Source organism: Pseudomonas sp. St386 (assembly GCF_018325865.1).
Lineage (GTDB): Bacteria > Pseudomonadota > Gammaproteobacteria > Pseudomonadales > Pseudomonadaceae > Aquipseudomonas > Aquipseudomonas brassicacearum.
Window position 1 is genome coordinate 5,327,234 of the sequence record NZ_AP021900.1, and the last position, 24,937, is coordinate 5,352,170.

The 24,937-nt window shown below is 62.1% G+C and carries 22 protein-coding genes and 1 tRNA gene; 16 read left to right on the forward strand and 7 right to left on the reverse strand.

The genetic code is table 11. The annotated features are described in order from the left end of the window. Positions 1-6: 6 nt before the first annotated feature. Genes KI235_RS23595 through KI235_RS23605 form a run of 3 tightly spaced genes read left to right on the forward strand, consistent with a single transcriptional unit; the run spans position 7 to position 3,594 of the window. Positions 7-1,911, forward strand: coding sequence for a sensor histidine kinase (locus KI235_RS23595; protein WP_013694104.1), 1,905 nt, complete (start codon positions 7-9; stop codon positions 1,909-1,911). After that, the gene (locus tag KI235_RS23600; protein WP_003204987.1) at positions 1,908-3,236 is read left to right on the forward strand and encodes a sigma-54 dependent transcriptional regulator; all 1,329 of its coding nucleotides are present in this window, start codon (positions 1,908-1,910) and stop codon (positions 3,234-3,236) included. The genes KI235_RS23595 and KI235_RS23600 overlap by 4 nt, the downstream gene beginning before the upstream one ends. A 28-nt stretch (positions 3,237-3,264) precedes the next feature. After that, on the forward strand, positions 3,265-3,594 hold the full coding sequence (locus tag KI235_RS23605) for a GlpM family protein (RefSeq protein ID WP_161796659.1): 330 nt from the start codon (positions 3,265-3,267) through the stop codon (positions 3,592-3,594). Positions 3,595-3,715: 121 nt separating this feature from the next. Here the strand turns inward: KI235_RS23605 and KI235_RS23610 are convergent, their stop codons facing one another. Both KI235_RS23610 and KI235_RS23615 read right to left on the reverse strand, forming a co-directional pair. Beyond that, on the reverse strand, positions 3,716-4,330 hold the full coding sequence (locus KI235_RS23610; protein WP_003204990.1) for an NAD(P)-dependent oxidoreductase: 615 nt from the start codon (positions 4,328-4,330) through the stop codon (positions 3,716-3,718). A gap of 96 nt (positions 4,331-4,426) precedes the next feature. Then, positions 4,427-5,305: an MBL fold metallo-hydrolase gene (locus tag KI235_RS23615; protein ID WP_212795328.1), complete on the reverse strand. Its 879-nt coding sequence runs from the start codon at positions 5,303-5,305 to the stop codon at positions 4,427-4,429. Positions 5,306-5,418: 113 nt separating this feature from the next. Here KI235_RS23615 and KI235_RS23620 point away from each other — a divergent pair, with 113 nt between their 5' ends. The 8 genes from KI235_RS23620 (at position 5,419) to KI235_RS23655 (ending at position 15,464) form a co-directional block, all read left to right on the forward strand. Next, on the forward strand, positions 5,419-6,324 hold the full coding sequence (locus KI235_RS23620; RefSeq protein WP_003204995.1) for a LysR family transcriptional regulator: 906 nt from the start codon (positions 5,419-5,421) through the stop codon (positions 6,322-6,324). Between the two features lie 132 nt (positions 6,325-6,456). Beyond that, complete coding sequence (locus KI235_RS23625) at positions 6,457-7,965, forward strand: sigma-54-dependent transcriptional regulator (RefSeq protein WP_003204998.1); 1,509 nt, start codon at positions 6,457-6,459, stop codon at positions 7,963-7,965. A 335-nt stretch (positions 7,966-8,300) separates the two neighbouring features. Continuing rightward, positions 8,301-8,684 (forward strand): glycine cleavage system protein GcvH, encoded by a 384-nt coding sequence (gcvH, locus tag KI235_RS23630; protein ID WP_003205000.1) that lies wholly within the window; start codon positions 8,301-8,303, stop codon positions 8,682-8,684. Between the two features lie 10 nt (positions 8,685-8,694). Next, positions 8,695-11,544 (forward strand): aminomethyl-transferring glycine dehydrogenase, encoded by a 2,850-nt coding sequence (gene gcvP, locus KI235_RS23635; RefSeq protein ID WP_003205002.1) that lies wholly within the window; start codon positions 8,695-8,697, stop codon positions 11,542-11,544. 189 nt (positions 11,545-11,733) lie between these two features. Continuing rightward, a complete protein-coding gene (locus KI235_RS23640; protein WP_003205004.1) occupies positions 11,734-13,110 on the forward strand; it encodes an L-serine ammonia-lyase in 1,377 nt (458 codons plus the stop codon). Between the two features lie 39 nt (positions 13,111-13,149). After that, on the forward strand, positions 13,150-14,274 hold the full coding sequence (gene gcvT / locus KI235_RS23645) for a glycine cleavage system aminomethyltransferase GcvT (protein ID WP_013694108.1): 1,125 nt from the start codon (positions 13,150-13,152) through the stop codon (positions 14,272-14,274). A 394-nt stretch (positions 14,275-14,668) separates the two neighbouring features. Continuing rightward, complete coding sequence (locus tag KI235_RS23650; protein WP_003175786.1) at positions 14,669-14,881, forward strand: cold shock domain-containing protein; 213 nt, start codon at positions 14,669-14,671, stop codon at positions 14,879-14,881. Positions 14,882-14,975: 94 nt separating this feature from the next. Then, a complete protein-coding gene (locus KI235_RS23655; RefSeq protein ID WP_003205008.1) occupies positions 14,976-15,464 on the forward strand; it encodes an RDD family protein in 489 nt (162 codons plus the stop codon). Positions 15,465-15,604: 140 nt separating this feature from the next. Here KI235_RS23655 and nadA read toward each other — a convergent pair whose 3' ends face one another. Next, positions 15,605-16,663, reverse strand: coding sequence for a quinolinate synthase NadA (gene nadA, locus KI235_RS23660; RefSeq protein ID WP_003205010.1), 1,059 nt, complete (start codon positions 16,661-16,663; stop codon positions 15,605-15,607). Between the two features lie 316 nt (positions 16,664-16,979). Here nadA and KI235_RS23665 point away from each other — a divergent pair, with 316 nt between their 5' ends. From KI235_RS23665 to KI235_RS23685, 5 genes are all read left to right on the forward strand, one after another. Beyond that, positions 16,980-18,797, forward strand: coding sequence for a copper resistance system multicopper oxidase (locus KI235_RS23665; RefSeq protein WP_027911867.1), 1,818 nt, complete (start codon positions 16,980-16,982; stop codon positions 18,795-18,797). Between the two features lie 10 nt (positions 18,798-18,807). Continuing rightward, on the forward strand, positions 18,808-19,728 hold the full coding sequence (locus tag KI235_RS23670) for a copper resistance protein B (protein ID WP_013694110.1): 921 nt from the start codon (positions 18,808-18,810) through the stop codon (positions 19,726-19,728). 53 nt (positions 19,729-19,781) lie between these two features. Then, positions 19,782-20,168, forward strand: a complete 387-nt coding sequence (copC, locus tag KI235_RS23675) for a copper homeostasis periplasmic binding protein CopC (protein WP_003205017.1) — start codon at positions 19,782-19,784, stop codon at positions 20,166-20,168. Positions 20,169-20,172: 4 nt separating this feature from the next. After that, the gene (gene copD, locus KI235_RS23680; protein ID WP_003205019.1) at positions 20,173-21,084 is read left to right on the forward strand and encodes a copper homeostasis membrane protein CopD; all 912 of its coding nucleotides are present in this window, start codon (positions 20,173-20,175) and stop codon (positions 21,082-21,084) included. 232 nt (positions 21,085-21,316) lie between these two features. Beyond that, complete coding sequence (locus tag KI235_RS23685; RefSeq protein ID WP_212795329.1) at positions 21,317-22,504, forward strand: cyanate transporter; 1,188 nt, start codon at positions 21,317-21,319, stop codon at positions 22,502-22,504. Between the two features lie 5 nt (positions 22,505-22,509). On the opposite strand, the gene KI235_RS23690 is transcribed toward KI235_RS23685, so the two are convergent. The 4 genes from KI235_RS23690 to queE all read right to left on the reverse strand — a co-directional run bounded on the left by KI235_RS23690 (position 22,510) and on the right by queE (position 24,918). After that, entirely contained in the window at positions 22,510-23,193 is a 684-nt protein-coding gene (locus KI235_RS23690; protein WP_003205022.1) for a hypothetical protein, read from the reverse strand. Positions 23,194-23,437: 244 nt separating this feature from the next. Next, a tRNA-Lys gene (locus tag KI235_RS23695) sits at positions 23,438-23,513 on the reverse strand. A gap of 63 nt (positions 23,514-23,576) precedes the next feature. After that, positions 23,577-24,251, reverse strand: a complete 675-nt coding sequence (gene queC, locus KI235_RS23700) for a 7-cyano-7-deazaguanine synthase QueC (RefSeq protein ID WP_161796660.1) — start codon at positions 24,249-24,251, stop codon at positions 23,577-23,579. A gap of 19 nt (positions 24,252-24,270) precedes the next feature. Continuing rightward, positions 24,271-24,918, reverse strand: coding sequence for a 7-carboxy-7-deazaguanine synthase QueE (queE, locus tag KI235_RS23705; protein WP_003205025.1), 648 nt, complete (start codon positions 24,916-24,918; stop codon positions 24,271-24,273). Positions 24,919-24,937: the final 19 nt, after the last annotated feature.

The following is a 24,937-nucleotide window of genomic DNA, read 5'->3' on the forward strand; positions in this document are numbered from 1 at the left end:
TCTGTGATGAAATGCGACCCCACCCTCTATCGCGCCGCGCCGCCATCACTCGCCGTGAAACCCCGCCTGATCCGCCATCTGTTCCTGCCGCCACTGGTCATCGCCCTGATGATCGGCCTGGGTTACCTCGGCTTCTGGATCAGCGAGCACTATGGCGTACGTGGCCTCGCCGAGAATGGCGAACGCCAGTTGGAGCTGCACGCCCGTGCGGTCGAGAGCGAGATCAGCAAGTACACCTACCTGCCCAGCCTGCTGGAGCTTGAGTCGAGTGTCTCGCAACTGCTCGACGACCCGACGCCCGAGCACCGCAGGACCGTCAATGAATACCTCGAAGGCCTGAACCGCCGCAGCCGCAGCCGGGCCATCTACGTGATGGACACTACCGGCCGGGTGATGGCCACCAGCAACTGGCGCGATGTCGACAGTTACCTGGGCGAAGACCTGTCCTTTCGCGCCTATTTCCAGAACGCCGTGCGCGGCCAGCCGGGGCGCTTCTACGGCATCGGCAGCACCAACGGCGAGCCTGGCTACTACCTGGCCCATGGCCTGGAGCAACAAGGCAAGATCATCGGCGTGGCCGTGGTCAAGGTGCGCCTCGAAGCCCTGGAGGAACGCTGGCAGCGTGCGCGGCTGGAGGCGTTCGTCAGTGACGAGAACGGCATCATCATCCTGTCCAGCGACCCGGCGCGGCGGCTCAAGTCGGTTCGTCCCCTGAGCGACGACACCAAGGAACGCCTGGCCCGCAGCCTGCAGTACTACTGGTTTCCGCTCAATGAACTGGTGCCCCTGGCCCGGGAACGCCTGGCCGAAGGCATGGAGAAACTGACGTTCCCGGCCAACAGCGAACTGGTGTCCGACGAGCGCGCCATCAGCTACTTGTCGCAGACCCGGCCCTTGAGCGATACCCCGTGGAATTTCACCCTGCTGACCCCACTTGAAGACCTGCGTCGCCAGGCGATCAACCAAGGCATCCTGGTAGCCGTGGCCTTCGCCCTGGTGGCGTTCCTGTTGATCGCCTGGAACGAACGGCGCAAGGTCATCGCCACCCGTCTCGCGGCCCGGGAAGCCTTGCAGCAAGCCAACAACCAGCTCGAGCGTCGGATTACCGAACGCACCACCGACCTGCGCGCCAGCAACGAACGACTCAAGGGCCAGATCCGCGAGCGGCGGCAGGCCGAAGAGACCTTGCGCCGGGCCCAGGACGAATTGGTCCAGGCCGGTAAACTGGCAGCCATCGGCCAGATGTCCACCAGCATCGCCCACGAACTCAACCAGCCGCTGGCGGCACTGCGCACCTTGTCCGGCAATACCGTGCGCTTCCTGGAGCGCGGCCAGCTGGATATCGCCAGCGCCAACCTCAAGACCATCAACGATTTGATCGACCGCATGGGCCGGATCACCGCCAGCCTGCGCTCCTTTGCCCGCCGTGGCGACGACCAGGGCCAGGCCAGCCTCGGCAAAGGCGTCGAGGCTGCGCTGCAACTGCTGGGCGCCCGCCTTGAAAGCTTGAACATCCAGATTCATTCCAGCTTCGACGATGTCCAGGTGCACATTGACCAGACGCGCCTGGAGCAGATCCTGGTGAACCTGATCGGCAATGCCCTGGACGCCATGCAGACACAACCCGAACCGCAGCTGTGGCTCGAAGGCCAGGCCGGCGATGGCAAATATCGCCTGCGCGTGCGGGATAACGGCCATGGCATTGACCCGCAAGCACGCAAGCATCTGTTCGAACCCTTCTTCACCACCAAACCCGGCGAACAAGGCCTGGGCCTGGGCCTGACGCTTTCCGCCAGCCTGGCCGCCGCCACGGGTGGATACCTGGGTGTCGAGCATCCGGTCGAGGGCAGTGGAACCACGTTTGTCCTCAGTTTACCGTTGGTAAGCCTTTTACCTGCCGAGCCGCTATGAACAACGACCTGAGCGTACTGATCGTCGAAGACGACCCCCATGTCCTGCTGGGCTGCCAGCAGGCGCTGACCCTGGAAGACATTCCCTGCATCGGCGTGGGCAGCGCCGAAGAGGCCCTGGAGCGCGTCGACGATAACTTTGCCGGCATCGTCATCAGCGACATTCGCCTGCCGGGCATCGACGGCCTGGAACTGCTGACCCGCCTCAAGGCACGGGACCGCAGCTTGCCGGTGGTGCTGATCACTGGCCACGGCGACATCTCCATGGCCGTCGGCGCCATGCAAAAAGGCGCCTATGACTTCATGGAGAAACCCTTCTCCCCTGAACGCCTGGTGGACGTCGCCCGCCGTGCCCTGGAGCAGCGCAGCCTCGCCCGGGAAGTGTCATCGCTGCGTCGGCAATTGGCCGAACGCGATTCCCTGGAAGGCCGGATCATTGGCCGCTCGCCCGCCATGCAGCACCTGCGCGCGCTGATCGCCAACGTCGCCGATACCTCGGCCAACGTGCTGATCGAAGGTGAAACCGGCACCGGCAAGGAACTGGTCGCTCGCTGCCTGCACGATTTCAGCCGACGCCACGACAAGCAGTTCGTCGCGCTGAACTGCGGCGGCCTGCCGGAGAACCTGTTCGAAAGCGAGATTTTCGGCCACGAGGCCAATGCCTTTACCGGAGCCGGCAAACGGCGGATCGGCAAGATCGAGCACGCCGACGGTGGCACGCTGTTTCTCGATGAAGTGGAAAGCATGCCCCTGCCCTTGCAGATCAAGTTGCTGCGCGTGTTGCAGGAACGCACCCTCGAGCGCCTGGGTTCGAACCAGAGCGTGGCCGTGGATTGCCGGGTGATCGCCGCCACCAAGTCCGACCTGGACGAAATGGGCCGGACCGGGCAGTTCCGCAGCGACCTGTATTACCGACTCAACGTGGTGACCCTGGAACTGCCGCCACTGCGCGAGCGGCGCGAAGACATCCTGCAACTGTTCAAGCACTTTCTCCAGCAGTCGTCCCTGCGCTTCGATCGCACGGTACCGGAGCTGGACAACCAGACCCTGTCGAACCTGATGAGCCACGACTGGCCGGGCAACGTACGCGAACTGCGCAACGTCGCCGAGCGTTACGCCCTGGGCCTGCCGGCGTTCAAGCGCTCCGGTGCCAGCGGCGGCAACCAGGGCCTGGCCTTCGCCGAAGCAGTCGAAGCCTTCGAGCGCAACCTGCTGGTGGACGCCCTGCAACGCAGCGGTGGCAACCTGACCCAGGCCAGCCTGGAACTGGGCATGGCCAAGACCACGCTGTTCGACAAAGTCAAAAAATATGGCTTGAGCCATTAATCAACTGGGCGGGAAACCTGTGGATCTGATTTTCAAGGCGGCGCTCGGTGCAGCCGTGGTGGTCATCCTGGCGATGCTGGCCAAGACCAAGAACTATTACATCGCCGGGCTGGTGCCGCTGTTCCCGACCTTCGCCCTGATTGCCCATTACATCGTCGGCAAGGGCCGCTCGGTGGACGACCTGAAGACCACCATCGTGTTTGGGATGTGGTCGATCATTCCGTACTTCGTCTACTTGGCGACCCTTTACGTGATGGTCGACCGCATGCGCCTGGAGGCGTCCCTGGCCGTGGCGGCGGTGGCGTGGTTGATGGCGGCGACGGTGCTGGTCAGCGTCTGGGTGCGGGTTCACGGCTGATCCCTGTAGGAGCTGTCGAGCGAAGCGAGGCTGCGATCTTTTGATCTTTCGCTAGAGACTCAAGTGTCCAAGGAAAGATCGCAGCCTCGCGTTGCTCGACAGCTCCTACACAAACCAGTGATCAGTAGCCGACGGTAAACCGCGTCCGCGAAAACTGCGGTGTTTCCACTTCATCGATCATCGCAATGGCGTAATCGGCAAAGCTGATCCAACTGCGCCCGGCGGCGTCGAACAGCAAGTGATCCTTGCCAAGACGAAACTGCTCCGTGCGCTCGGTTTCGACGAACTCTGCCGAAGGCGAAAGGAAGGTCCAGTCCAGGTCCTGCTCCTGGCGCAGTACGTCCAGGAACAACGCTCCGGCGCTGGCTTCGGCAAGGTATTCCTCCGGGAAGCCATCGCTGTCGATCACACGAGAGCCGTCCGGGAGCAGCAACGAACCGGCCCCGCCGACCACCAGCAAACGCTTGACCCCGGCGGCTTTCACCGGCGCGATGACCTTGTCGGCCGGCACGGTGGCAAAGTGGGCCGCGCTGATCACCACATCGTGATCGGTCACCGCCGCGGTCAACGCCTCGCTGTCCAATACATCCAGCTGCTTGCTGACCACTCCGGCCCTTTCACCGATTTTCGCGGTGTTGCGGGCAATGGCCGTCACGCTGTGACCACGGCGCAGGGCTTCTTCCAGCAATTGGCTGCCAGCGCGACCGGTGGCGCCGATGATTGCGATTTTGCTCATAGTGTTCTCCATTGGTTAGCGATGTTCGAAATGCATGCTCTTGTGCGAGGGGATTTATCCCCTCGCCATAACGGTGCTCCGATCAAAGATCGTTTCTCACCACTTCATCTCGCCCTTTGCCACCTTGGCACTGAGCTCCAGGGAACTGTCTTCACCCAGGTTCGGGTAGCGTTGCTTCATGGCGGCGATCAGCGCGGCGGAATCCTTGGCCTTGGCGGTTTCTTCATCGAAGGCCTTGATGTAGCCGGCGGTGAATGTCACCGGAGCCAGGGACCGGGCGCTTTCACCCAGGTAGTGGCCCGGGATCACGGTGTTCGGTTGCAGCTTTTCAATACCGGCGAGGGTCGCCAGCCAGTCCTTGTGGGACTGCGGTGTCTGGGTGTCAGCCATCCAGACATGAATGTTCTCGGCCACCACCACACCGCCTACCACGGCCTTGATCGATGGAATCCACACGAAACTGCGGTCCGGCTGTGGGCCATCGAGGCCGACGATCTGCAAGCGCTGGCCTTCCAGGGTCAGGCTGTCGCCCTTGAGCACCTGGGGCAAGATGGCTTTGGCCGGGGCATCGGTCTTCAGGATCGGCCCCCAATATTTCAGCTTGCCGTCCATGGTCTGCTTGATGTGCGCGACGGTCGGCGCGGACGCCAGCACCTTGGCCTCAGGGAACGCGGCGGTGAGGGTTTCCAAACCAAAATAGTAGTCCGGATCGCCATGGCTGATGTAGATCGTGGTCAATCGCTTACCGCTGGCGCGGATTTTTTCCACCACCTGTGCGGCCTGGGTCTTGCCGAACTGGGCGTCTACCAGGATCGCTTCTTTTTCACCGCTGACCAACACCGAGGTCACCGGGAAAACCGCCGCCGCGCCGGGGTTGTAGACGTCCAGCGTCAAGCCGGCGGCCCAGGTCTGGGCGGTGAAGGCCAGGGCGGCGGTTGCCAGCAGCAGGCGCTTGAGGGGGATAAATCCGGTCATGGTGTGCTCCGTTGTCCAAAAGCCCGAAAGGGAATGAGATGGAGCTTAGTGACCTGACTCGTTTCAAAAAATGCGATGATCGAACATAGTTTGTTTCTGAAATCGGGCAGATCATGGATCGTCTACAAGCAATGCGGGTGTTCGTCACGGTGGTGGACCTGGGCAGCCAGTCGGCGGCGGCCGAGCATCTGGACCTGTCGCGGCCGGTGGTGTCGCGGTATCTGGCGGAGCTGGAGGACTGGGTCGGTGCCCGGCTGATGCACCGCACCACTCGCAAGCTGAGCCTGACGGCCGCAGGCACGGAGATCCTGCCGCGCTGCCGGCAGATGCTCGAGCTGTCCGGCGACATGCAAGCCGCCGTCAGCACCCCGGACGACGCGCCACGGGGCATGCTGCGCATCAGCGCCAGCACCTCGTTCGGCCAGGCCCAACTGGCGAGCGCCATGGCCGAATACGTCAAGCGCTACCCAGGGGTGAGCGTCGACCTGCAAATGCTCGACCGCACCGTGAACCTGGTGGATGAGCGCATCGACCTGGCGATCCGCATGAGCAACGACCTGGACCCGAACCTGATTGCCCGCCGCCTCACGGTCTGCCGCTCGGTGATCTGCGCCTCGCCGCACTATCTGCGTGAACACTCGACACCGCTGCGCGTGGAAGAGCTGAGCCGGCACAACTGCCTGACCCACTCCTACGTCGGCAAGAGCCTGTGGCATTTCGAGCAGGACGGCGAGCAGGTCTCGGTGCCGGTGCAGGGCAACATCAGCGCCAACGAAGCCAGCACATTGCTTCAGGCCACGATAGCCGGTGCCGGCGTGGCCATGCTGCCCAGCTACCAGGCCGGCGCTCACATCAAGAACGGCGAACTGATCCGCCTGCTGCCTCACGCCGAACCGCGGCGGATGAACATGTACGCGGTGTACGCCTCACGCAAACACATGCCGTCGGCGCTGCGCAGCCTGCTGGATTTTCTGGTGCTGAAGTTTCCCGAGATGCCCGAGTGGGATGTGGGGCTCTAAACGATAGCCGCTTCACCGCCGACCGCCACTGTGGGAGCGGTCGGTGTATTCCTTGTCTCTTCGCCAGGATTTCACCATTAGCCCGCCCCAAGGCATACTTGCGGCCCTCCGAGTTCCAGAATCCATCGCCCCATGCGTATCCACGTCAGTTTTATCGACCGCGTCGGCATCACCCAGGAAGTCCTGGCCTTGCTCGGTGGGCGCAATCTCAATCTGGATGCGGTGGAGATGGTGCCGCCCAACGTCTACATCGATGCCCCGACCCTCAGCCCGCAAGTGCTCGACGAGTTGCGCGAGGCGCTGTTCAGCGTGCGCGGCGTGCAGGCGGTCACCGTGGTGGACATCCTGCCGGGCCAGCGTCGGCACTTGCAGCTCGATGCGTTGCTCGCGGCCATGACCGACCCGGTACTGGCCCTGGACAGTGCCGGCAAGGTGTTGCTGGCCAATCCGGCGCTGATTGCCCTGTACGGTCGTGAACCGGCCGGGGAAAGCGTGGCCGAGCTGTTCGGTGACGAGGCCTTGCTGGACGCCTTGCTGGAGAACGGTTTTCGCTTGCCGCTGCGGGAAATCACCCTCAACGGCCAGACCTTGCTGCTGGACGCCACACCCATCACCGACGCCGGCGCGCTGCTGACGCTGTATCAACCGAACCGCATCGGCGAGCGCCTGTCGGCCCTGCATCACGATCACGCCGAAGGTTTCGACGCGCTGCTGGGCGAATCCCCGGCGATCCGCACCCTCAAAGCCCGGGCCCAGCGGGTCGCGGCGCTGGATGCACCGCTGCTGATCCAGGGCGAAACCGGCACCGGCAAGGAACTGGTGGCCCGGGCTTGCCATGCCATCAGCACCCGTCATGGCGCACCGTTCCTGGCCCTGAACTGCGCGGCATTGCCGGAGAATCTGGCGGAAAGCGAACTGTTCGGCTATGCCCCCGGCGCCTTCACCGGGGCGCAACGGGGCGGCAAGCCAGGGCTGATGGAGCTGGCGAACCAGGGCACGGTATTTCTCGATGAAATCGGCGAAATGTCGCCGTACCTGCAAGCCAAGCTGCTGCGCTTCCTGAACGATGGCAGCTTCCGCCGGGTGGGCGGCGACCGGGAGATCAAGGTCAACGTGCGGATCCTCAGCGCCACCCACCGCAACCTGGAGAAAATGGTCAGCGAGGGCTCGTTCCGCGAAGATCTGTTCTATCGCCTGAACGTGCTCAATGTCGAAGTCCCGCCGCTGCGGGAACGCGGCCAGGACATCCTGCTGCTGGCGCGTTACTTCATGCAGCAGGCCTGCGCGCAGATCCAGCGCCCGGTCTGCCGCCTGGCCCCCGGCACTTACCCGGCCCTGCTGGGCAACCGCTGGCCGGGCAACGTGCGGCAATTGCAGAACGTGATCTTCCGCGCCGCCGCCATTTGCGAAAGCAGCCTGGTGGATATCGGCGACCTGGACATCGCCGGCACCTCCGTGGCGCGTCAGGGCGATGTGGAAGTCGAAAGCCTGGAACAGGCCGTGGAAAGCTTCGAGAAGCACCTGCTCGAAAGCCTCTACGTCAACTACCCCTCCACCCGCCAGCTCGCCAACCGCCTGCAAACTTCCCACACCGCGATTGCCCATCGGTTGCGTAAATACGGGATTTCCGGGAAACCATAAGCTCGCTCCCACAAGGGTTCTGTGTTGTGGTCGAAATCGCGTCAAAAACGACCTCCACCTGTACTGAAAGCGCTACAGTGGAACGATATCGCTACACTCATCGCTAAGCAGCGCTGCGCAAGGCTTTGATCCCACAACGATTTTATCCAGCCTCCCAGCTGTAGCGATTTCGCTACAGCGAAGTCGAGCCAAGCTTCGAAAAAACCAGTCAAGTGGTTGATATATAAGCACTTATTAATATTGGCCGCATTCTTGCTATGGGTATTAGCATTCGGCCGGGCCAAGCCCCGCGCCTTCTTCGCGTCCACCAGACGAATCTGGCCCCAGGAGTTTCCATGAGCGAGTTGCGTTTCACTGAAGATCACGAATGGCTGCGCACCGAAGCCGACGGCAGCGTTACTGTCGGTATTACTGCGTTTGCCCAGAACGCCTTGGGCGATGTGGTCTATGTTCAGTTACCGGAACTGCAAAGCTATGACAAGGGTGCCGAAGCCTCCACCGTGGAATCGGTGAAAGCGGCCAGCGGTGTCTACATGCCACTGGACGGTGAAGTGCTCGAAGTGAACCCGGCCCTGGAAAGCAATCCGGAACTGGTCAACGAAGATCCCCTGGGCGATGGCTGGTTTTTCCGTTTCAAGCCAGTCAACGCCGCTGCCGTTGGCCAACTGCTGGATCAGGACGCTTACGACCGCCTGATCAAAGCCAACGCCGAAGCCTGAGGAGCGCCACATGACCGTTAATCTCGGCACTGCCAACGAATTCATCGCCCGCCACATCGGCCCGCGTGCCAGCGACGAGCAAGCCATGCTCGAGCGCCTGGGCTACGACTCCCTTGAAGCCCTGAGCGCCAGCGTCATCCCGGAAAGCATCAAGGGCACCAGCGTGCTGGACATGGGCGACGGCCAGAGCGAAGCCGATGCACTGGCCTCGATCAAGGCCATCGCCGCCAAGAACCAACTGTTCAAGACCTACATCGGCCAGGGCTACTACAACTGCCATACGCCGTCACCGATCCTGCGCAATCTGCTGGAAAACCCGGCCTGGTACACCGCCTACACCCCGTACCAGCCAGAAATTTCCCAGGGCCGTCTCGAAGCGCTGTTGAACTTCCAGACCTTGATCAGCGACCTTACCGGCCTGCCGATCGCCAACGCCTCCTTGCTCGACGAAGCCACCGCCGCCGCCGAAGCCATGACCTTCTGCAAGCGCCTGAGCAAGAACAAGGGCAGCAACGCGTTCTTCGCCTCCATACACAGCCACCCGCAAACCCTCGACGTACTGCGCACCCGCGCCGAGCCCCTGGGCATCGACGTGGTGGTCGGCGATGAGCGCGAACTGAGCGACGTCAGCGGCTTCTTCGGCGCGCTGCTGCAATACCCGGCCAGCAACGGTGACCTGTTCGACTACCGCGAACTGACCGAACGCTTCCACGCCGCCAATGCCCTGGTGGCCGTGGCCGCGGACCTGCTGGCCCTGACCCTGTTGACCCCGCCAGGTGAATTCGGCGCCGACGTAGCCATCGGCAGCGCCCAGCGCTTCGGTGTGCCGCTGGGCTTCGGCGGCCCGCACGCGGCGTATTTCTCCACCAAGGACGCCTTCAAGCGCGACATGCCGGGCCGTCTGGTTGGCGTTTCCGTGGACCGTTTCGGCAAGCCGGCCCTGCGCCTGGCGATGCAGACCCGCGAGCAACACATCCGCCGCGAGAAAGCCACGAGCAACATCTGCACCGCCCAGGTACTGCTGGCCAACATCGCCAGCATGTACGCCGTGTACCACGGTCCCAAGGGCCTGGTGCAAATTGCCAATCGCATCCATCACCTGACCGCGATCCTCGCCAAGGGCCTGGGCGCGCTAGGGCTGAGCGTCGAGCAAGAGAGCTTCTTCGACACCCTGACCTTGCGCACCGGCGCGCAAACCGCTGCCCTGCACGACAAGGCCCGCGCACAGCGCATCAACCTGCGTGTGGTGGACGCTGAACGCCTGGGCCTGTCCCTGGACGAGACCACCAGCCAGGCTGACGTTGAAGCACTGTGGAAGCTGTTGGCCGACGGCAAGGCACTGCCGGACTTCGCGGCACTGGCCGCCAGCGTGCAAAGCCGTATCCCGGCCGAGCTGGTGCGCCAATCGGCGATCCTCAGCCACCCAGTGTTCAACCGCTACCACTCCGAAACCGAGCTGATGCGCTACCTGCGCAAGCTCGCCGACAAGGACCTGGCCCTGGATCGCACCATGATCCCGCTGGGTTCCTGCACCATGAAACTCAACGCCGCCAGCGAAATGATCCCGGTGACCTGGGCCGAGTTCGGCGCCCTGCACCCATTCGCCCCGGCCGAGCAGAGCGCTGGCTACCAGCAACTGACCGACGAGCTGGAGGCCATGCTCTGCGCCGCCACCGGCTATGACGCAGTGTCGCTGCAACCCAACGCCGGTTCCCAGGGCGAATACGCTGGCCTGCTGGCGATCCGTGCCTATCACCAGAGCCGTGGCGAAGACCGTCGCGACATTTGCCTGATCCCGTCCTCGGCCCACGGCACCAACCCGGCCACCGCCCACATGGCCGGCATGCGCGTGGTCGTGACCGCCTGCGATGCCCGCGGCAACGTCGACATCGAAGACCTGCGGGCCAAGGCCATCGAGCACCGCGAACACCTCGCCGCATTGATGATCACCTACCCGTCCACTCACGGTGTGTTCGAAGAAGGCATCCGCGAAATCTGCGGCATCATTCATGACAACGGCGGCCAGGTGTACATCGACGGCGCCAACATGAACGCCATGGTCGGCCTCTGCGCCCCAGGCAAGTTCGGCGGCGACGTGTCGCACCTGAACCTGCACAAGACCTTCTGCATTCCCCACGGCGGTGGCGGCCCGGGCGTCGGCCCGATTGGCGTCAAGTCGCACCTGGCACCGTTCCTGCCGGGCCACGCCAACATGGAACGCAAGGAAGGCGCGGTGTGCGCGGCGCCATTCGGCAGCGCGAGCATCCTGCCGATCACCTGGATGTATATCCGCATGATGGGCGGCGCCGGCCTCAAGCGCGCCTCGCAACTGGCGATCCTCAACGCCAACTACATCGCCCGTCGCCTGGAAGAGCACTACCCGGTGCTCTACTCCGGCAGTAACGGTCTGGTGGCCCATGAATGCATCCTCGACCTGCGTCCACTCAAGGACAGCAGCGGCATCAGCGTCGATGACGTGGCCAAGCGCCTGATCGACTTCGGTTTCCACGCGCCGACCATGTCGTTCCCGGTGGCCGGCACGTTGATGATCGAGCCGACCGAAAGCGAATCCAAGGAAGAACTGGACCGCTTCTGCGACGCCATGATCTGCATCCGCGAAGAAATTCGCGCGGTGGAAAACGGCAGCCTGGACAAAGACGACAACCCACTGAAAAACGCCCCGCACACCGCGGCGGAAATCGTCGGTGAGTGGACCCACCCTTACAGCCGCGAACAGGCGGTGTACCCGGTGGCGTCGTTGATCGAAGGCAAGTACTGGCCGCCCGTGGGCCGGGTCGACAACGTGTTCGGCGACCGCAACCTGGTCTGCGCCTGCCCGTCGATCGAAAGCTACGCTTGACCTGAACGGAGGGCGATCTACCAGCCCTCCGAATCCCCTGTGGGAGCGAGCCTGCTCGCGATAGCGGCGTAACAGCCAATAGAGATGTTGCCTGACACTCCGCTATCGCGAGCAGGCTCGCTCCCACAAGGATCCATGTCAGACCTTAAACCACCGTCGATCCTCATAAAAAGAAACCGGAGAAACACCATGTCGTTAAGCGTGTTCGACCTGTTCAAGATCGGTATCGGCCCTTCCAGCTCCCATACCGTCGGCCCGATGCGTGCCGCTGCCCGTTTCGCCGAGGGGCTGCGTCGCGATGACTTGCTCAATTGCACCACCAGCGTCAAGGTCGAGCTCTACGGCTCGCTCGGCGCCACGGGCAAGGGCCACGGCAGCGACAAGGCCGTGCTGCTGGGCCTGGAAGGCGAGCATCCCGACACCGTGGACACCGAAACCGTCGACGCCCGCCTGCAAGCGATCCGCAGCAGCGGTCGCCTGAACCTGCTCGGCGAACACTCCATCGAATTCAATGAAAAGCTGCACCTGGCGATGATCCGCAAGCCGCTGGCCTTCCACCCCAACGGCATGATCTTCCGCGCCTTTGATGCCGCCGGGCTGCAAGTGCGCAGCCGCGAGTACTACTCGGTCGGCGGCGGCTTTGTCGTCGATGAAGACGCGGCCGGCGCCGACCGCATCGTCGAAGATGCCACGCCCCTGACCTTCCCGTTCAAGAGTGCCAAGGACCTGCTGGGTCATTGCAGCACCTATGGCCTGTCCATCAGCCAGGTAATGCTGACCAACGAAAGCGCCTGGCGCCCCGAAGCCGAGACCCGTGCCGGCCTGCTGAAAATCTGGCAGGTGATGCAGGATTGCGTGGCCGCCGGCTGTCGCAACGAAGGGATTCTGCCAGGCGGGCTGAAGGTCAAGCGCCGGGCCGCGGCGTTGCACCGCCAGCTGTGCAAGAACCCGGAAGCCGCACTGCGCGACCCACTGTCAGTACTGGACTGGGTCAACCTGTATGCCTTGGCGGTCAACGAAGAAAACGCCTATGGCGGGCGCGTCGTCACCGCGCCCACCAACGGGGCGGCGGGGATCATCCCGGCCGTGCTGCATTACTACATGCGCTTTATCCCCGGGGCCAGCGAGGATGGCGTGGTGCGTTTCCTGCTGACCGCCGCCGCCATCGGCATCCTGTACAAGGAAAACGCCTCCATCTCCGGCGCTGAAGTCGGTTGCCAGGGTGAAGTGGGCGTGGCCTGTTCCATGGCCGCCGGCGCCCTCTGCGAAGTGCTCGGCGGCAGCGTGCAGCAAGTGGAAAACGCCGCCGAGATCGGCATGGAACACAACCTCGGCCTGACCTGTGACCCGATCGGCGGCCTGGTGCAGGTGCCGTGCATCGAACGCAACGCCATGGGCTCGGTGAAGGCCATCAACGCGGTACGCATGGCCATGCGCGGCGACGGGCATCACTTCGTCTCCCTCGACAAAGTCATCCGCACCATGCGCCAGACCGGCGCCGACATGAAAAGCAAATACAAGGAGACCGCCCGCGGCGGTCTGGCGGTCAACATCATCGAATGCTGATGCGCTTGCCTCACTTCCACATTTTTTCCAGGAGCTGATATGTCCACCGAACAACTGCTGAAGACCCCGCTGCACGCGCTGCACCTCGAACTCGGTGCCCGCATGGTGCCGTTCGCCGGCTACGACATGCCGGTGCAGTACCCTCTGGGGGTGATGAAGGAACACCAGCACACCCGTGATCAGGCCGGGCTGTTCGACGTGTCCCACATGGGCCAGATCCGCCTGACCGGCGCAGGCGCCGCCAAGGCCCTGGAAACCCTGGTGCCGGTGGACATCATCGACCTGCCGGTGGGCATGCAGCGCTACGCCATGTTCACCAACGAGAACGGCGGCATCCTCGACGACCTGATGGTCGCCAACCTGGGCAATGACGAACTGTTCCTGGTGGTCAACGCGGCTTGCAAGGACCAGGACCTGGCTCACCTGCGGGCCCACATTGGTGCGCAGTGCAGCATCGAGCCGCTGTTCGAAGCCCGTGCCCTGCTCGCCCTGCAAGGCCCGGCTGCCGTCACCGTGCTCGCACGCCTGGCGCCGGACGTGGCGAAGATGACCTTCATGCAGTTCCAGCGCGTCACGCTGCTGGGCGTGGACTGCTTTGTCAGCCGTTCGGGCTACACCGGTGAAGACGGTTTCGAAATCTCGGTACCCGCCGCCGATGCGGAAAAACTGGCCCGCGCCCTGCTGGCCGAGCCGGAAGTCGCGGCCATCGGCCTCGGTGCCCGTGACTCCCTGCGCCTGGAAGCCGGCCTGTGCCTCTATGGCCACGACATGAACACCGAGACCACGCCGATCGAAGCCAGCCTGTTGTGGGCGATTTCCAAAGTACGTCGTGCCGACGGCGCTCGCGCTGGCGGTTTCCCCGGCGCTGAAACCGTGTTCGCCCAACAACAGGGCGGCGTGAAGCGCAAACGCGTCGGCCTGCTGCCCCAGGAACGCACACCGGTGCGCGAAGGCGCAGAGATCGTCAACGAAGCGGGCGAGATTATCGGGACGGTGTGCAGCGGCGGTTTCGGCCCGACCCTGGGCGGTCCGTTGGCGATGGGTTACCTGGACAGCGCCTATGTCGCGCTGGATACGCCAGTCTGGGCCATCGTGCGTGGGAAAAAGGTGCCTTTACTTGTAAGCAAAATGCCATTCGTCCCACAACGCTACTACCGCGGTTGATTGACTGTTTCTATAAGTAACGCGATTGCGTTATACGTGCACTAATGTGTAACGCAACCGCCATAAAAAGGTGCATATCCTTAGACATTCAATGGCGCTTATAACGGTCGTTAACAATTGAACTAGCCTATCGAATAAGCCCCGCCCGGCGATGTATGTAAATGCCTGCGAGCTGAGTAAATACGGGCTTCCCCGGGGGGTTGTTTTTTCATTCGTAGTTGGCGTAGAGTTTGGTCACTGTGTTTGCATGGGTCGCTTGGAATCGTGACCTGGGCAGTAGCTTATGAAGTTCGCTACATCCCGTTCGACGTCTCTTACTTTCCTGCAACCCAGCCCAGTACTCTTTCATGCGAAAGAGGCTGTCATCAATTTTAGCGTCAAAGGAAATAAGAAAATGTCTCAACGTCAGAGCGGTACCGTCAAGTGGTTCAACGACGAGAAGGGTTTTGGTTTTATCACGCCTGAAAGCGGTCCGGACCTGTTCGTGCATTTCCGCGCCATCCAGGGCAACGGCTTCAAGAGCCTGAAAGAAGGCCAGAAAGTCACTTTCGTTGCTGTGCAAGGCCAGAAAGGCATGCAGGCTGACGAGGTTCAAGCAGAAGCCTAAGGCTTTCGCACACTAAAAAAGCCCCTGATTGATATCAGGGGCTTTTTTATGGGCGTAAATCCGTAAAATGGCTTCTTTTTCAACTGAGGCCGTCATGTCGAAACACCTGCTCACTCCCCAGGGCGACTTTCCTCCCGCCGGCCTGGGCCGTCGCCTGGCAGCGATGTTTTATGACTTCTTGCTGTGCACGGCGCTGCTGATCGTCACCAGCGGTGCCTACAAGATGATCCAGATGGCGATCATCGGCGAAGAAAAAATGCGCGCCCTGACCGAAGCCGGCGCACTGGACGGTGACCCGCTGCTGTCCACCGTACTGCTGTTCGTGCTGTTCGGCTTCTTCGCCAAGTTCTGGACCCACAACGGCCAGACGCTGGGCATGCAGGTGTGGTGCATCCGTGTACAGAACGCCGATGGCACTGCCATCAGCCTGTGGCAGGCGCTGTTGCGGTTCGTGGTAGCGATTGCGTCATTGCTGCTGGTGGGGCTGGGCTTCATCTGGGCGCTGTTCGACAAGCGCAAGCGCAGTTGGCATGACATCTACTCGGATACGCAGTTGGTGCGGATTCCCAAGAAGACCAAATAACTTCGTTCATCCTTGATCGTTCCCACGCTCTGCGTGGGAACGCCTCTGCGGACGCTCCGCGTTCGGCTTTTTGGGACGCGGAGCGTCCCTGGCTACATTCCCACGCAGAGCGTGGGAACGATCAAGCCTCTCGCCTTCAATCAGGCATTGCCCGCCAGCTTCATCCGCGCCGCCTGAGTGAAGTCCAGCATGCGCTTGAGCGGGCGAATCGCCTGGGGGATCAGCGCCGGGTCGACGAAGATCTCGTTGGCGCCCTCCTGCAAGCTCTTGAGCGTGCGCTCCAGGGTATTCATCGCCATCCAAGGGCAGTGTGCACAACTGCGGCACGCCGCGCCGTTGCCGGCGGTAGGGGCTTCGATGAAGACCTTGTCCGGGCACAGCTGCTGCATCTTGTAGAAAATGCCCCGGTCGGTGGCGACGATCAGCGTCTTGTTCGGCAGGGTCTGGGCCGCGGCGATCAATTGGCTGGTGGAGCCCACGGCATCCGCCAGTTCGATCACCGACGTCGGCGACTCCGGGTGCACCAGGATCGCGGCGTCCGGGTACAGCGCCTTCATGTCCTCCAACTGCTTGGACTTGAACTCTTCGTGGACGATGCAGGCACCGTCCCAGAGCAGCATGTCGGCGCCGGTCTTGCGCTGGATGTAAGTGCCCAGGTGCTTGTCCGGGCCCCAGATGATCGTCTCGCCGTTGTCCATCAGGCTCTCGACGATTTCCAGCGCGCAACTGGACGTCACCACCCAGTCGGCCCGGGCCTTCACTGCCGCCGAAGTGTTGGCATACACCACCACGGTGCGCTCCGGATGCTGGTCGCAGAACGCTGAGAATTCGTCCACCGGGCAGCCCAGGTCCAGGGAGCAGGTGGCTTCCAGGGTGGGCATCAACACACGTTTTTCGGGGTTGAGGATCTTGGCGGTCTCGCCCATGAACTTGACCCCCGCTACCACCACGGTCTTGGCCGGGTGGGCATTGCCGAAGCGGGCCATTTCCAAGGAGTCGGACACGCAACCACCGGTCTCTTCGGCCAGGGCCTGGATGATCGGGTCGCAGTAGAAGTGCGCGACCAGCACCGCGTCCTGAGCCTTGAGCTCGGCGGCGATGGCGGCGCGGTACCAGGCCTCTTGCTCGGCGGTCAGCGGCTTGGGCTGCTTGGCGTCGAGGTGGGCCTGGACCAGAAGGCGTTCGGAAATTTGCGTCATGTTCGCAAGACCTGCAAGCGCGTTTAGCGCGAAAGTCGAGTATACACCCGGCTCCGGACCACTCGGGTACCGCCGGGAAAGTGGGTATCAATCAGGCACGGGACAGCGTGAAGCCGGCAAGGCTACAGAATATCCCGTCGATGCAAAAGATCATTCTGACCTGTGCCCGACCCTGGAACCGGACGCGCGCCCCAGCAAGAGCAAGCTGACCGAAATGTAATCACCTGCCCGGCCGGCTTATGTCATCTTCTTTTCAAAGCGACACCGGGGGATTGCCCCCGTGTTCGCTGCGAATCGACTGACGGACTTCCATCGTATGCAAACAAAAACTTCCCGGCGAACCTTCGTAAAGGGCCTGACTGCCGGCGGCATCCTCGGCGGCCTGGGCTTGTGGCGCGCGCCTGTCTGGGCGGTCACCGGCCCGGGCCAGCCCAACGTCCTGAGCGGCACCGAGTTCGATCTGTTCATCGGCGAAAGCCCGGTCAATTTCACCGGCAAGCCACGCACCGCCCAGACCATCAACGGAGGCATCCCCGGCCCGCTGCTGCGCTGGCGTGAAGGCGACACCGTGACCCTGCGGGTGCGCAATCGCTTGAAGGACACCACGTCCATCCACTGGCACGGCATCCTGCTGCCAGCCAACATGGACGGCGTTCCGGGGTTGAGTTTCAAGGGCATCGAACCCGACGGCATGTACGTGTATCAGTTCAAGGTCCGGCAAAACGGCACCTACTGGTACCACAGCCATTCCGGCTTCCAGGAACAATCCGGGGTCTACGGCCCGCTGGTGATCGACGCCCGGGAACCGGAGCCCTTCCAGTACGAACGGGACTATGTGGTGATGCTCACCGACTGGACCGATGAGGACCCCGGCAACATCCTTCGCAAGCTCAAGAAACAGTCGGACTACTACAACTACAACAAACGCACCGTCGGCGACTTCATTGACGATGTGGGCAAGAACGGCTGGGCCAGCACCGTGGCCGACCGCAAGATGTGGGCCGAGATGAAGATGAATCCCACTGACCTGGCCGATGTCAGTGGCGCCACCTACACCTACCTCATGAACGGCCAGGCGCCGGACATGAACTGGACCGGCCTGTTCAAGCCTGGCGAACGTCTTCGCCTGCGCTTTATCAACGGCTCGGCCATGAGCTATTTCGACGTGCGTATTCCCGGCTTGAAGATGACGGTGGTGGCGTCCGACGGCCAATACGTCAAACCGGTGAGCGTCGATGAGTTCCGGATCGCCGTGGCCGAAACCTATGACGTCATTGTCGAACCAACCCAGGAGGCCTACACCCTGTTCGCCCAGTCCATGGACCGCACCGGCTATGCCCGCGGCACCCTCGCGGCCAGGGCCGGGTTGTCGGCACCGGTGCCGCCCCTGGACCCGCGGCCATTGGTGACCATGGACGACATGGGCATGGGTGGCATGGACCACGGCAGCATGGGCGACATGGGGCAGATGAGTGGCATGGACCACGGCTCGATGCAGGGCATGGCCGGGATGGACGACAGCCAGATGCAAGGTATGGATCATAGCCAGATGCAGGGCATGGGCGACATGGCCGGGATGGATCACGGTGCCATGCAGGGCATGGACGGCATGCTGTCGCATCCCGACACCGAGAAAGACAACCCCCTGGTGGACATGCAGGCCATGACCGTCAAGCCCAAGCTCGACGACCCGGGCATGGGGCTGCGTAACAACGGCCGCAAAGTGCTCACCTACTCAGACCTGCGCAGCACCTTCCCCGACCCCGACGGCCGCGAGCCGGGCCGTACGATCGAGCTGCACCTGACCGGGCACATGGAAAAATTCGCCTGGTCGTTCAACGGCGTGAAATTTTCCGACGCCGCGCCGCTGCTGCTCAAGTACGGCGAGCGACTGCGCATCGTGCTGATCAACGACACCATGATGACCCACCCCATCCACCTGCACGGCATGTGGAGCGACCTGGAGGACGAGAGCGGCCAGTTCATGGTGCGCAAGCACACCATCGACGTGCCACCGGGTGCCAAGCGCAGCTACCGCGTCACCGCCGATGCCCTCGGGCGCTGGGCGTACCACTGTCATCTGCTGTTTCACATGGAGATGGGGATGTTCCGTGAAGTTCGGGTGCAGGAATGAGGAGCCGACCATGACCACTGTTTTTCACTACCCCATGGCACTCATTGCCAGCCTGACCCTCGGCGCCACCACCTCGGCCTGGGCGGCGGGCAACGACATGCAAGGCATGGATCACAGCCAGATGCCCGGGATGGACCATAGCCAGATGCAAGGCATGGACTCGATGCAAGGCATGGACTCGATGCAGGGCATGGAACCCATGCAATCAGCGCCGACCACCAGTCGCACGCCGATCCCGGAACTGACCGCCGCCGACCGCGCCGCCGTCTACGAGGATCATGGCGGACACGCGATGCATGACAGCGCCATCAATTCGTTTTTCCTCATCGACCAGCTGGAGTGGCAAGACGCCGATGACGGCAGCGCCCTGAGCTGGGATGCCTCCGGCTGGATCGGTGGCGACATCGACCGTTTGTGGCTGCGCTCCGAAGGTGAACGCCTCAACGGCAAGACCGAAGAGGCGGAACTTCAGGCCCTGTGGGGCCACGCCATCAGTCCTTGGTGGGACGTGGTGGCCGGCGTACGCCAGGACTTCAAGCCGGGCGATCCACAAACCTGGGCCGCCTTCGGCGTGCAAGGCATGGCGCTGTACAACTTCGAAGCCGAGGCCACCGCGTTCATCGGCGAAGGTGGCCAGAGCGCGGCGCGGCTGGAAGGCGACTACGACATCTTGCTGACCAATCGGTTGATCCTGCAGCCCACCGCCGAGGTCAACTTCTATGGCAAGAACGATCCTGCCCGCGGCGTCGGCTCAGGGCTGTCGGACACCGAACTCGGCGTACGGTTGCGTTATGAAATACGCCGCGAATTCGCACCCTACATTGGCGTCACCTGGAATCGGGTCTACGGCAACACCGCCGACTACGCCCGTGAAGAAGGCGAAGACCGCAGCGAAACCCGCCTGGTGTTGGGCGTGCGCATGTGGTTCTGAGCCACTGACCTGTTTCACTCAAAACTAAAAAACCAAGCTGTAGGAGTCCTTGCATGTCATTCATCAAAACCGCTGTTGTTGCTGTCGCCTTGTCCACCGGCCTGTTGGTCAGTGGCCTGGCCCAGGCCCACCCGAAACTGCTGTCCTCTACCCCTGCCGAAGGCGCCGAAGGTGCGGCACCGGCAAAGATCGAGCTGCATTTTTCCGAAAACCTGATGACCAAGTTTTCCGGTGCCAAGCTGATGATGACCGAGATGCCCGGCATGGCGGCGCATTCGCCCATGCCCATGCCAGCCAAGGTCTCCGGCAGCGATGACCCGAAAACCATGGTCATTGTCCCGAATGGTCCCCTCACCGCCGGCACCTATCAGGTCCAATGGCGCGCGGTGTCGTCCGACACTCACCCGATCACCGGTAACGTCACGTTCAAGGTGAAGTGAGTTGATGAGCGACTCGATCAACATTGCGCTGCGCTTTGCCCTGTACCTGGATTTGATGTTGTTGTTCGGCCTGGCCGCGTTCGGGCTCTATAGCCTGCGAGGCCAGGAACGGGTGTCAGGCGCGCAACTGCCTTTCACGCCACTGCTAGTGACCACGGCGGTGCTGGGCGGGTTGCTCTCCCTCGCCGCCATGGCGTGCATGGCCTGGGCCATGAGCGGCGTTGCGGACTGGGCCGAGCTGTGGCCGCACATTGAAATGATGGTGTTGGAGACCGACGTCGGCTCGAGTTGGACACTGCGGATGGCGGCGCTGCTGGTGGCCGTTGTCGCCGTGACGCTCAATAAACGTTGGCCGACTGCCAGCCTGGGCCTGGTCATGCTGGGCGGGGCCGTGGCCTTGGCGACGCTGGCCTGGGCAGGACACGGCGCCATGGACGAAGGCGCACGCCGCAACTGGCACTTCATCACCGACTTCCTGCACCTCTGGGCAGCGGGTGGCTGGGTCGGGGCCTTGGCCGCGTTTGCCCTGCTGCTTCGCCAGGCCGAACCGCAGTTGGCGGTACTGGCTCGGACATTGATCGGGTTTGAAACCGCCGGGGCGGTGATCGTGGTGCTCATCACCGTGACAGGGGTGGTCAATTATCTGTTCATCGTCGGCCCAAGCGTCGAAGGACTACTGGACAGCACCTATGGTCAGTTGCTGGCGCTCAAACTCGTCTTGTTCGCGGCCATGCTGGTGTTCGCCGCGCTGAACCGCTTTCACCTGAGCCCATTGCTGGAGCAGGCCCGACACACCGGCGAGCACAGGGTCGCGGTGACAGCCCTGCGGCGCAGCATGGTCCTGGAGTTCGCTGTGGCGGTGGCCATCCTTGGGTTGGTGGCATGGCTGGGGACACTGAGCCCGATGCCGGATTAAACCTTCCCCTCTGTGGGAGCGAGCTTGCTCGCGATAGCGGTGGGTCAGCTCGTACTGATGTGCAGGTATTGCCGCCATCGCGAGCAAGCTCGCTCCCACAAGGGATGGGCATTGGGCTCTCGGACAAGCTCCGTAGCGCTATCGAATTTTTAAATACCTCTGTCCAATTTTCAATTTGCCCACAACGTCCGGAGCCAGCCTAAATGCCCCTTTGCCCAGCAAAGGCGGCTCCATGGAAAATATTCGAACCTCAAGCACCCACGCCATCTGGCTGATGGTCAGCATCGTCTTGGTGGCGCTGAACCTGCGGCCCTCGATGGCAGCGGTCGGGCCGTTGTTGTCAGATATTCGCGGCGAGGTGCCCTTGAGTTTCAGTACCGCCTCGCTGCTGACCATGTTGCCCGTCATGGCGATGGGCCTGGCGATGTTCTTGGGCATGCGCATCGCCCTGCGCATCGGTGAACACCGCACCATCGTGCTATCGCTGTTGATCATTGGCATCGCCACGGCCTCGCGCTTGTATCTGGACAGCGCCGCCGGGTTGATCACCAGTGCGATCGTGGCCGGGCTCGGGATCGCCTTGATCCAGGCTGTGATGCCGGCACTGATCAAGTCGCGCTTCGCCGACAACGTCTCGCTGTTCATGGGCTTGTACGTCACCTCCATCATGGGTGGGGCGGCGATTGCCGCATCGTTTTCACCCTTTGTCCTGACCCAGACGGGCAGTTGGCGCGTCGGCCTGGCAATCTGGGCATTGTTGGCACTGGTCGCCCTGGGCTGCTGGTATGCCCAGCGCTCGAACATCACGCCCTTGCCCGACGGAGCGTCCCGGCATCACGAAGCGTTTTCCAGCAACGCCCGGGCCTGGCTCCTGGCGATTTTCTTTGGCCTGGGCACCGCCTCCTACACCTGCGTGCTGGCCTGGCTGGCACCGTACTACGTGGAAAAGGGCTGGAGCGAACAGCACGCTGGCCTGTTGCTGGGGTTCCTCACGGCAATGGAAGTGTTATCCGGCCTGGTCACTCCGGCGATTGCCAACCGCAGCCGGGATAAACGCCTGGTCCTGGCCGTCCTGCTGGCCCTGATCATCGGCGGCTTCTGCGGCCTGATCCTCAGCCCGGAACGCTTCAGCCTGCTCTGGGCCTGCCTGCTGGGGCTGGGTATCGGCGGCCTATTCCCCATGAGCCTGATCGTCTCCCTCGACCACCTGGACAACCCACGCCGGGCCGGCGGCCTTACCGCGTTCGTGCAGGGTGTCGGCTATCTCATCGCCGGCCTCTCGCCATTGATTGCCGGGATGATCCGCGACCAATTGGGGAGTTTTGAGTGGGCCTGGTGGTCGCTCACGGCGGTCATGGTGTTGATGATGGTGATGGTATTGCGGTTTGACCCAAAGGGTTATGGGCGACATATCCGCTAACGCTACTACTTTGTCCCGGTGAAAAAACGACTGCTGTACTCTTCCAAGGCTCGGATTTTCTCCTCGGTATCGGTCGAGAAGCGCAGTTGCAAGGGATCTTCGTCAACAACGGAAGTCGCCGCCGTGTAGGACAGCAGGTAACTGGCAAGGCCACTCTTCCAGGCAAGGATGCCGATCGCCTTGGTCAGCTCGTTCAGGTTCAGCGGCAGCGCATCTTCAATGGTGAATAAACCGATACCGTAATTGGGGTCGAACAACACCAGCTTGTCCCCGCCTCGGATGATGTAGCCAATATGGTTGGTCAGCCATTTGGAGTTTTTCAAGTAGGACGCATAACCCAGCACTGGAAACCATCCAGACAAGCTCAGGAGGACTTTACAGCCTCGCGCTTCAAACTTGGACTTATGCAGGTCACCGCAGACGTCACGGGTTTGCTGGTATCGGCCCAGGACGGCCTGCAGCGTTTCGGCCGTGTTGAGGTTGGAATTGATCTTCAGCAACGCCGCCTTGGCTTTTACAAAAGCGACATGCTCGACCCAATGCCCAAAATCGGGTTGCCCTTCCACATCATAGGAGCCGACGGCAATGCCGACCGTGGCGGTTACCCCGGCACACCATCCGCCCTTGATATCAGCCTTGATATCCTTGCCCTGATCGAATGGAGCAAACTGGGTAATTCGCAGCTTCATGTCGAATCCTCCTTGATCGAACCTCTCGCGTTTTATAACGAGGTGCACGCTGCGCTTGAACAAGGAGCGGGCTTCAACAGTCTAGGAGTTGAGGCCGGCTTTTCCAGGTTAATGGCGTAATCTCCCAAGGACTGGCGCCACACCAGTCAGATTCGGGACTTGTCCGGCCACTTTCTCGCAGGCAAAAAAAAATCCGGAAATCCTCACTTTCGTGGGCCTTCCAGACTTTTAAAACTGCAAAAAATGGTGGGTCGTGTGGGATTCGAACCTACGACCAATTGGTTAAAAGCCAACTGCTCTACCAACTGAGCTAACGACCCGCTGTGTGGTGGCGCGTATAATACTGATTTCTAAGGACTATTCAACACCTAATTTGAAATAAATCAAAAATAACGGGTTGGATCGCTCACACCCGCCGCAGCGAAGCCTTCTGCGCGCAGGCGGCAGCTGTCGCATTTGCCGCAAGCACGGCCCTGATCGTCGGCCTGATAGCAGGAAACAGTGAGCCCGTAGTCCACGCCAAGCTTCACACCGGCCTTGACGATGTCGGCCTTGCTGAGATTCTGCAACGGCGCCAGGATGCGGAAACCCTGCCCTTCTACACCGGCCTTGGTCGCCAGGTTCGCCATGCGCTCGAAGGCTTCGACGAACTCCGGGCGGCAATCCGGGTAACCGGAGTAATCCACGGCATTGACGCCGATGAAAATGTCCCGAGCGCCCAGCACTTCGGCCCAGCCCAATGCCAAGGACAGGAATACGGTGTTACGCGCCGGCACATAGGTCACCGGGATGCCTTCGCTAGGCGCCTCCGGCACGTCGATGGAACTGTCGGTCAAGGCCGAGCCACCAATGCCATTGAGGTTCAGGCCGATCACTTTGTGTTCCACCACGCCCAGGTCCCGGGCCACTCGCTCGGCAGCGTGCAGTTCAGCGCGGTGGCGCTGGCCATAATCGAAACTCATGGTGTAGCAGCGGTACCCCTCGGCACGGGCCATGGCCACGACGGTGGCCGAATCCAGGCCGCCGGACAACAGGATGACCGCACGTTTTTCGGCAATGTTCGAATGTTCAGTCATATCAGCGCCCCGGCTCGTCGTTCCAAAGATATTTATGCAGCTGCAGTTGCAGGCGCACCGGCAGGTTATCCGCCACCACCCAGTCCGCCAGGTCCCGGGCGCTCAAATCGTGATGGCTCGGCGACAACAACACTTCGCCGGCCCGCTGGTCGAGCCCGTACTGGATCAGCTTGGACACGGCCCAGTCGTAATCTTCCCGCGAACAGATCACGAACTTGACCTGATCGTTGGGGGTCAGCAACTCGATATTCTCGTAACGGTTGCGGTGCGCTTCCTTGGAGCCTGGAGTCTTCAGGTCCACGACGCGACTGACGCGCGGGTCGACGGCCGAGATATCCAGGGCGCCGCTGGTTTCCAGGGAAACCTCGTAACCGGCATCGCACAACTGCTTGAGCAAGGGGATGGCATTGGGTTGCGCCAATGGCTCACCACCCGTGACGCAGACATAACGCGGACGATAACTGGCCACTTGCTCAAGGATATCGTCGAGGGTTCGCAAGGTGCCGCCGCTGAACGCGTAGGCACTGTCGCAGTATTGGCAGCGCAACGGGCAACCGGTGAGACGCACAAATACTGTGGGCAGCCCAGCCGTCCGCGTTTCACCCTGCAACGAGTAAAAAACTTCGGTGATTCTCAATGTGTCTTGCATAGTCGCCACGGGCGTAACA

What these genes read in the sequence shown, in the direction of transcription:
- KI235_RS23625 (WP_003204998.1), top strand. Translation starts at nt 6,457, where the DNA reads ATGCGTATCCACGTCAGTTTTATCGACCGCGTCGGCATCACCCAGGAA.
- nadA (WP_003205010.1), bottom strand. Translation starts at nt 16,663, where the DNA reads ATGACGCAAATTTCCGAACGCCTTCTGGTCCAGGCCCACCTCGACGCC.
- KI235_RS23650 (WP_003175786.1), top strand. Translation starts at nt 14,669, where the DNA reads ATGTCTCAACGTCAGAGCGGTACCGTCAAGTGGTTCAACGACGAGAAG.
- KI235_RS23615 (WP_212795328.1), bottom strand. Translation starts at nt 5,305, where the DNA reads ATGACCGGATTTATCCCCCTCAAGCGCCTGCTGCTGGCAACCGCCGCC.
- KI235_RS23595 (WP_013694104.1), top strand. Translation starts at nt 7, where the DNA reads ATGAAATGCGACCCCACCCTCTATCGCGCCGCGCCGCCATCACTCGCC.
- KI235_RS23620 (WP_003204995.1), top strand. Translation starts at nt 5,419, where the DNA reads ATGGATCGTCTACAAGCAATGCGGGTGTTCGTCACGGTGGTGGACCTG.
- KI235_RS23685 (WP_212795329.1), top strand. Translation starts at nt 21,317, where the DNA reads ATGGAAAATATTCGAACCTCAAGCACCCACGCCATCTGGCTGATGGTC.
- KI235_RS23655 (WP_003205008.1), top strand. Translation starts at nt 14,976, where the DNA reads ATGTCGAAACACCTGCTCACTCCCCAGGGCGACTTTCCTCCCGCCGGC.
- KI235_RS23640 (WP_003205004.1), top strand. Translation starts at nt 11,734, where the DNA reads ATGTCGTTAAGCGTGTTCGACCTGTTCAAGATCGGTATCGGCCCTTCC.
- KI235_RS23670 (WP_013694110.1), top strand. Translation starts at nt 18,808, where the DNA reads ATGACCACTGTTTTTCACTACCCCATGGCACTCATTGCCAGCCTGACC.
- copD (WP_003205019.1), top strand. Translation starts at nt 20,173, where the DNA reads ATGAGCGACTCGATCAACATTGCGCTGCGCTTTGCCCTGTACCTGGAT.
- copC (WP_003205017.1), top strand. Translation starts at nt 19,782, where the DNA reads ATGTCATTCATCAAAACCGCTGTTGTTGCTGTCGCCTTGTCCACCGGC.
- gcvT (WP_013694108.1), top strand. Translation starts at nt 13,150, where the DNA reads ATGTCCACCGAACAACTGCTGAAGACCCCGCTGCACGCGCTGCACCTC.
- queE (WP_003205025.1), bottom strand. Translation starts at nt 24,918, where the DNA reads ATGCAAGACACATTGAGAATCACCGAAGTTTTTTACTCGTTGCAGGGT.
- KI235_RS23610 (WP_003204990.1), bottom strand. Translation starts at nt 4,330, where the DNA reads ATGAGCAAAATCGCAATCATCGGCGCCACCGGTCGCGCTGGCAGCCAA.
- KI235_RS23665 (WP_027911867.1), top strand. Translation starts at nt 16,980, where the DNA reads ATGCAAACAAAAACTTCCCGGCGAACCTTCGTAAAGGGCCTGACTGCC.
- gcvH (WP_003205000.1), top strand. Translation starts at nt 8,301, where the DNA reads ATGAGCGAGTTGCGTTTCACTGAAGATCACGAATGGCTGCGCACCGAA.
- gcvP (WP_003205002.1), top strand. Translation starts at nt 8,695, where the DNA reads ATGACCGTTAATCTCGGCACTGCCAACGAATTCATCGCCCGCCACATC.
- KI235_RS23690 (WP_003205022.1), bottom strand. Translation starts at nt 23,193, where the DNA reads ATGAAGCTGCGAATTACCCAGTTTGCTCCATTCGATCAGGGCAAGGAT.
- KI235_RS23600 (WP_003204987.1), top strand. Translation starts at nt 1,908, where the DNA reads ATGAACAACGACCTGAGCGTACTGATCGTCGAAGACGACCCCCATGTC.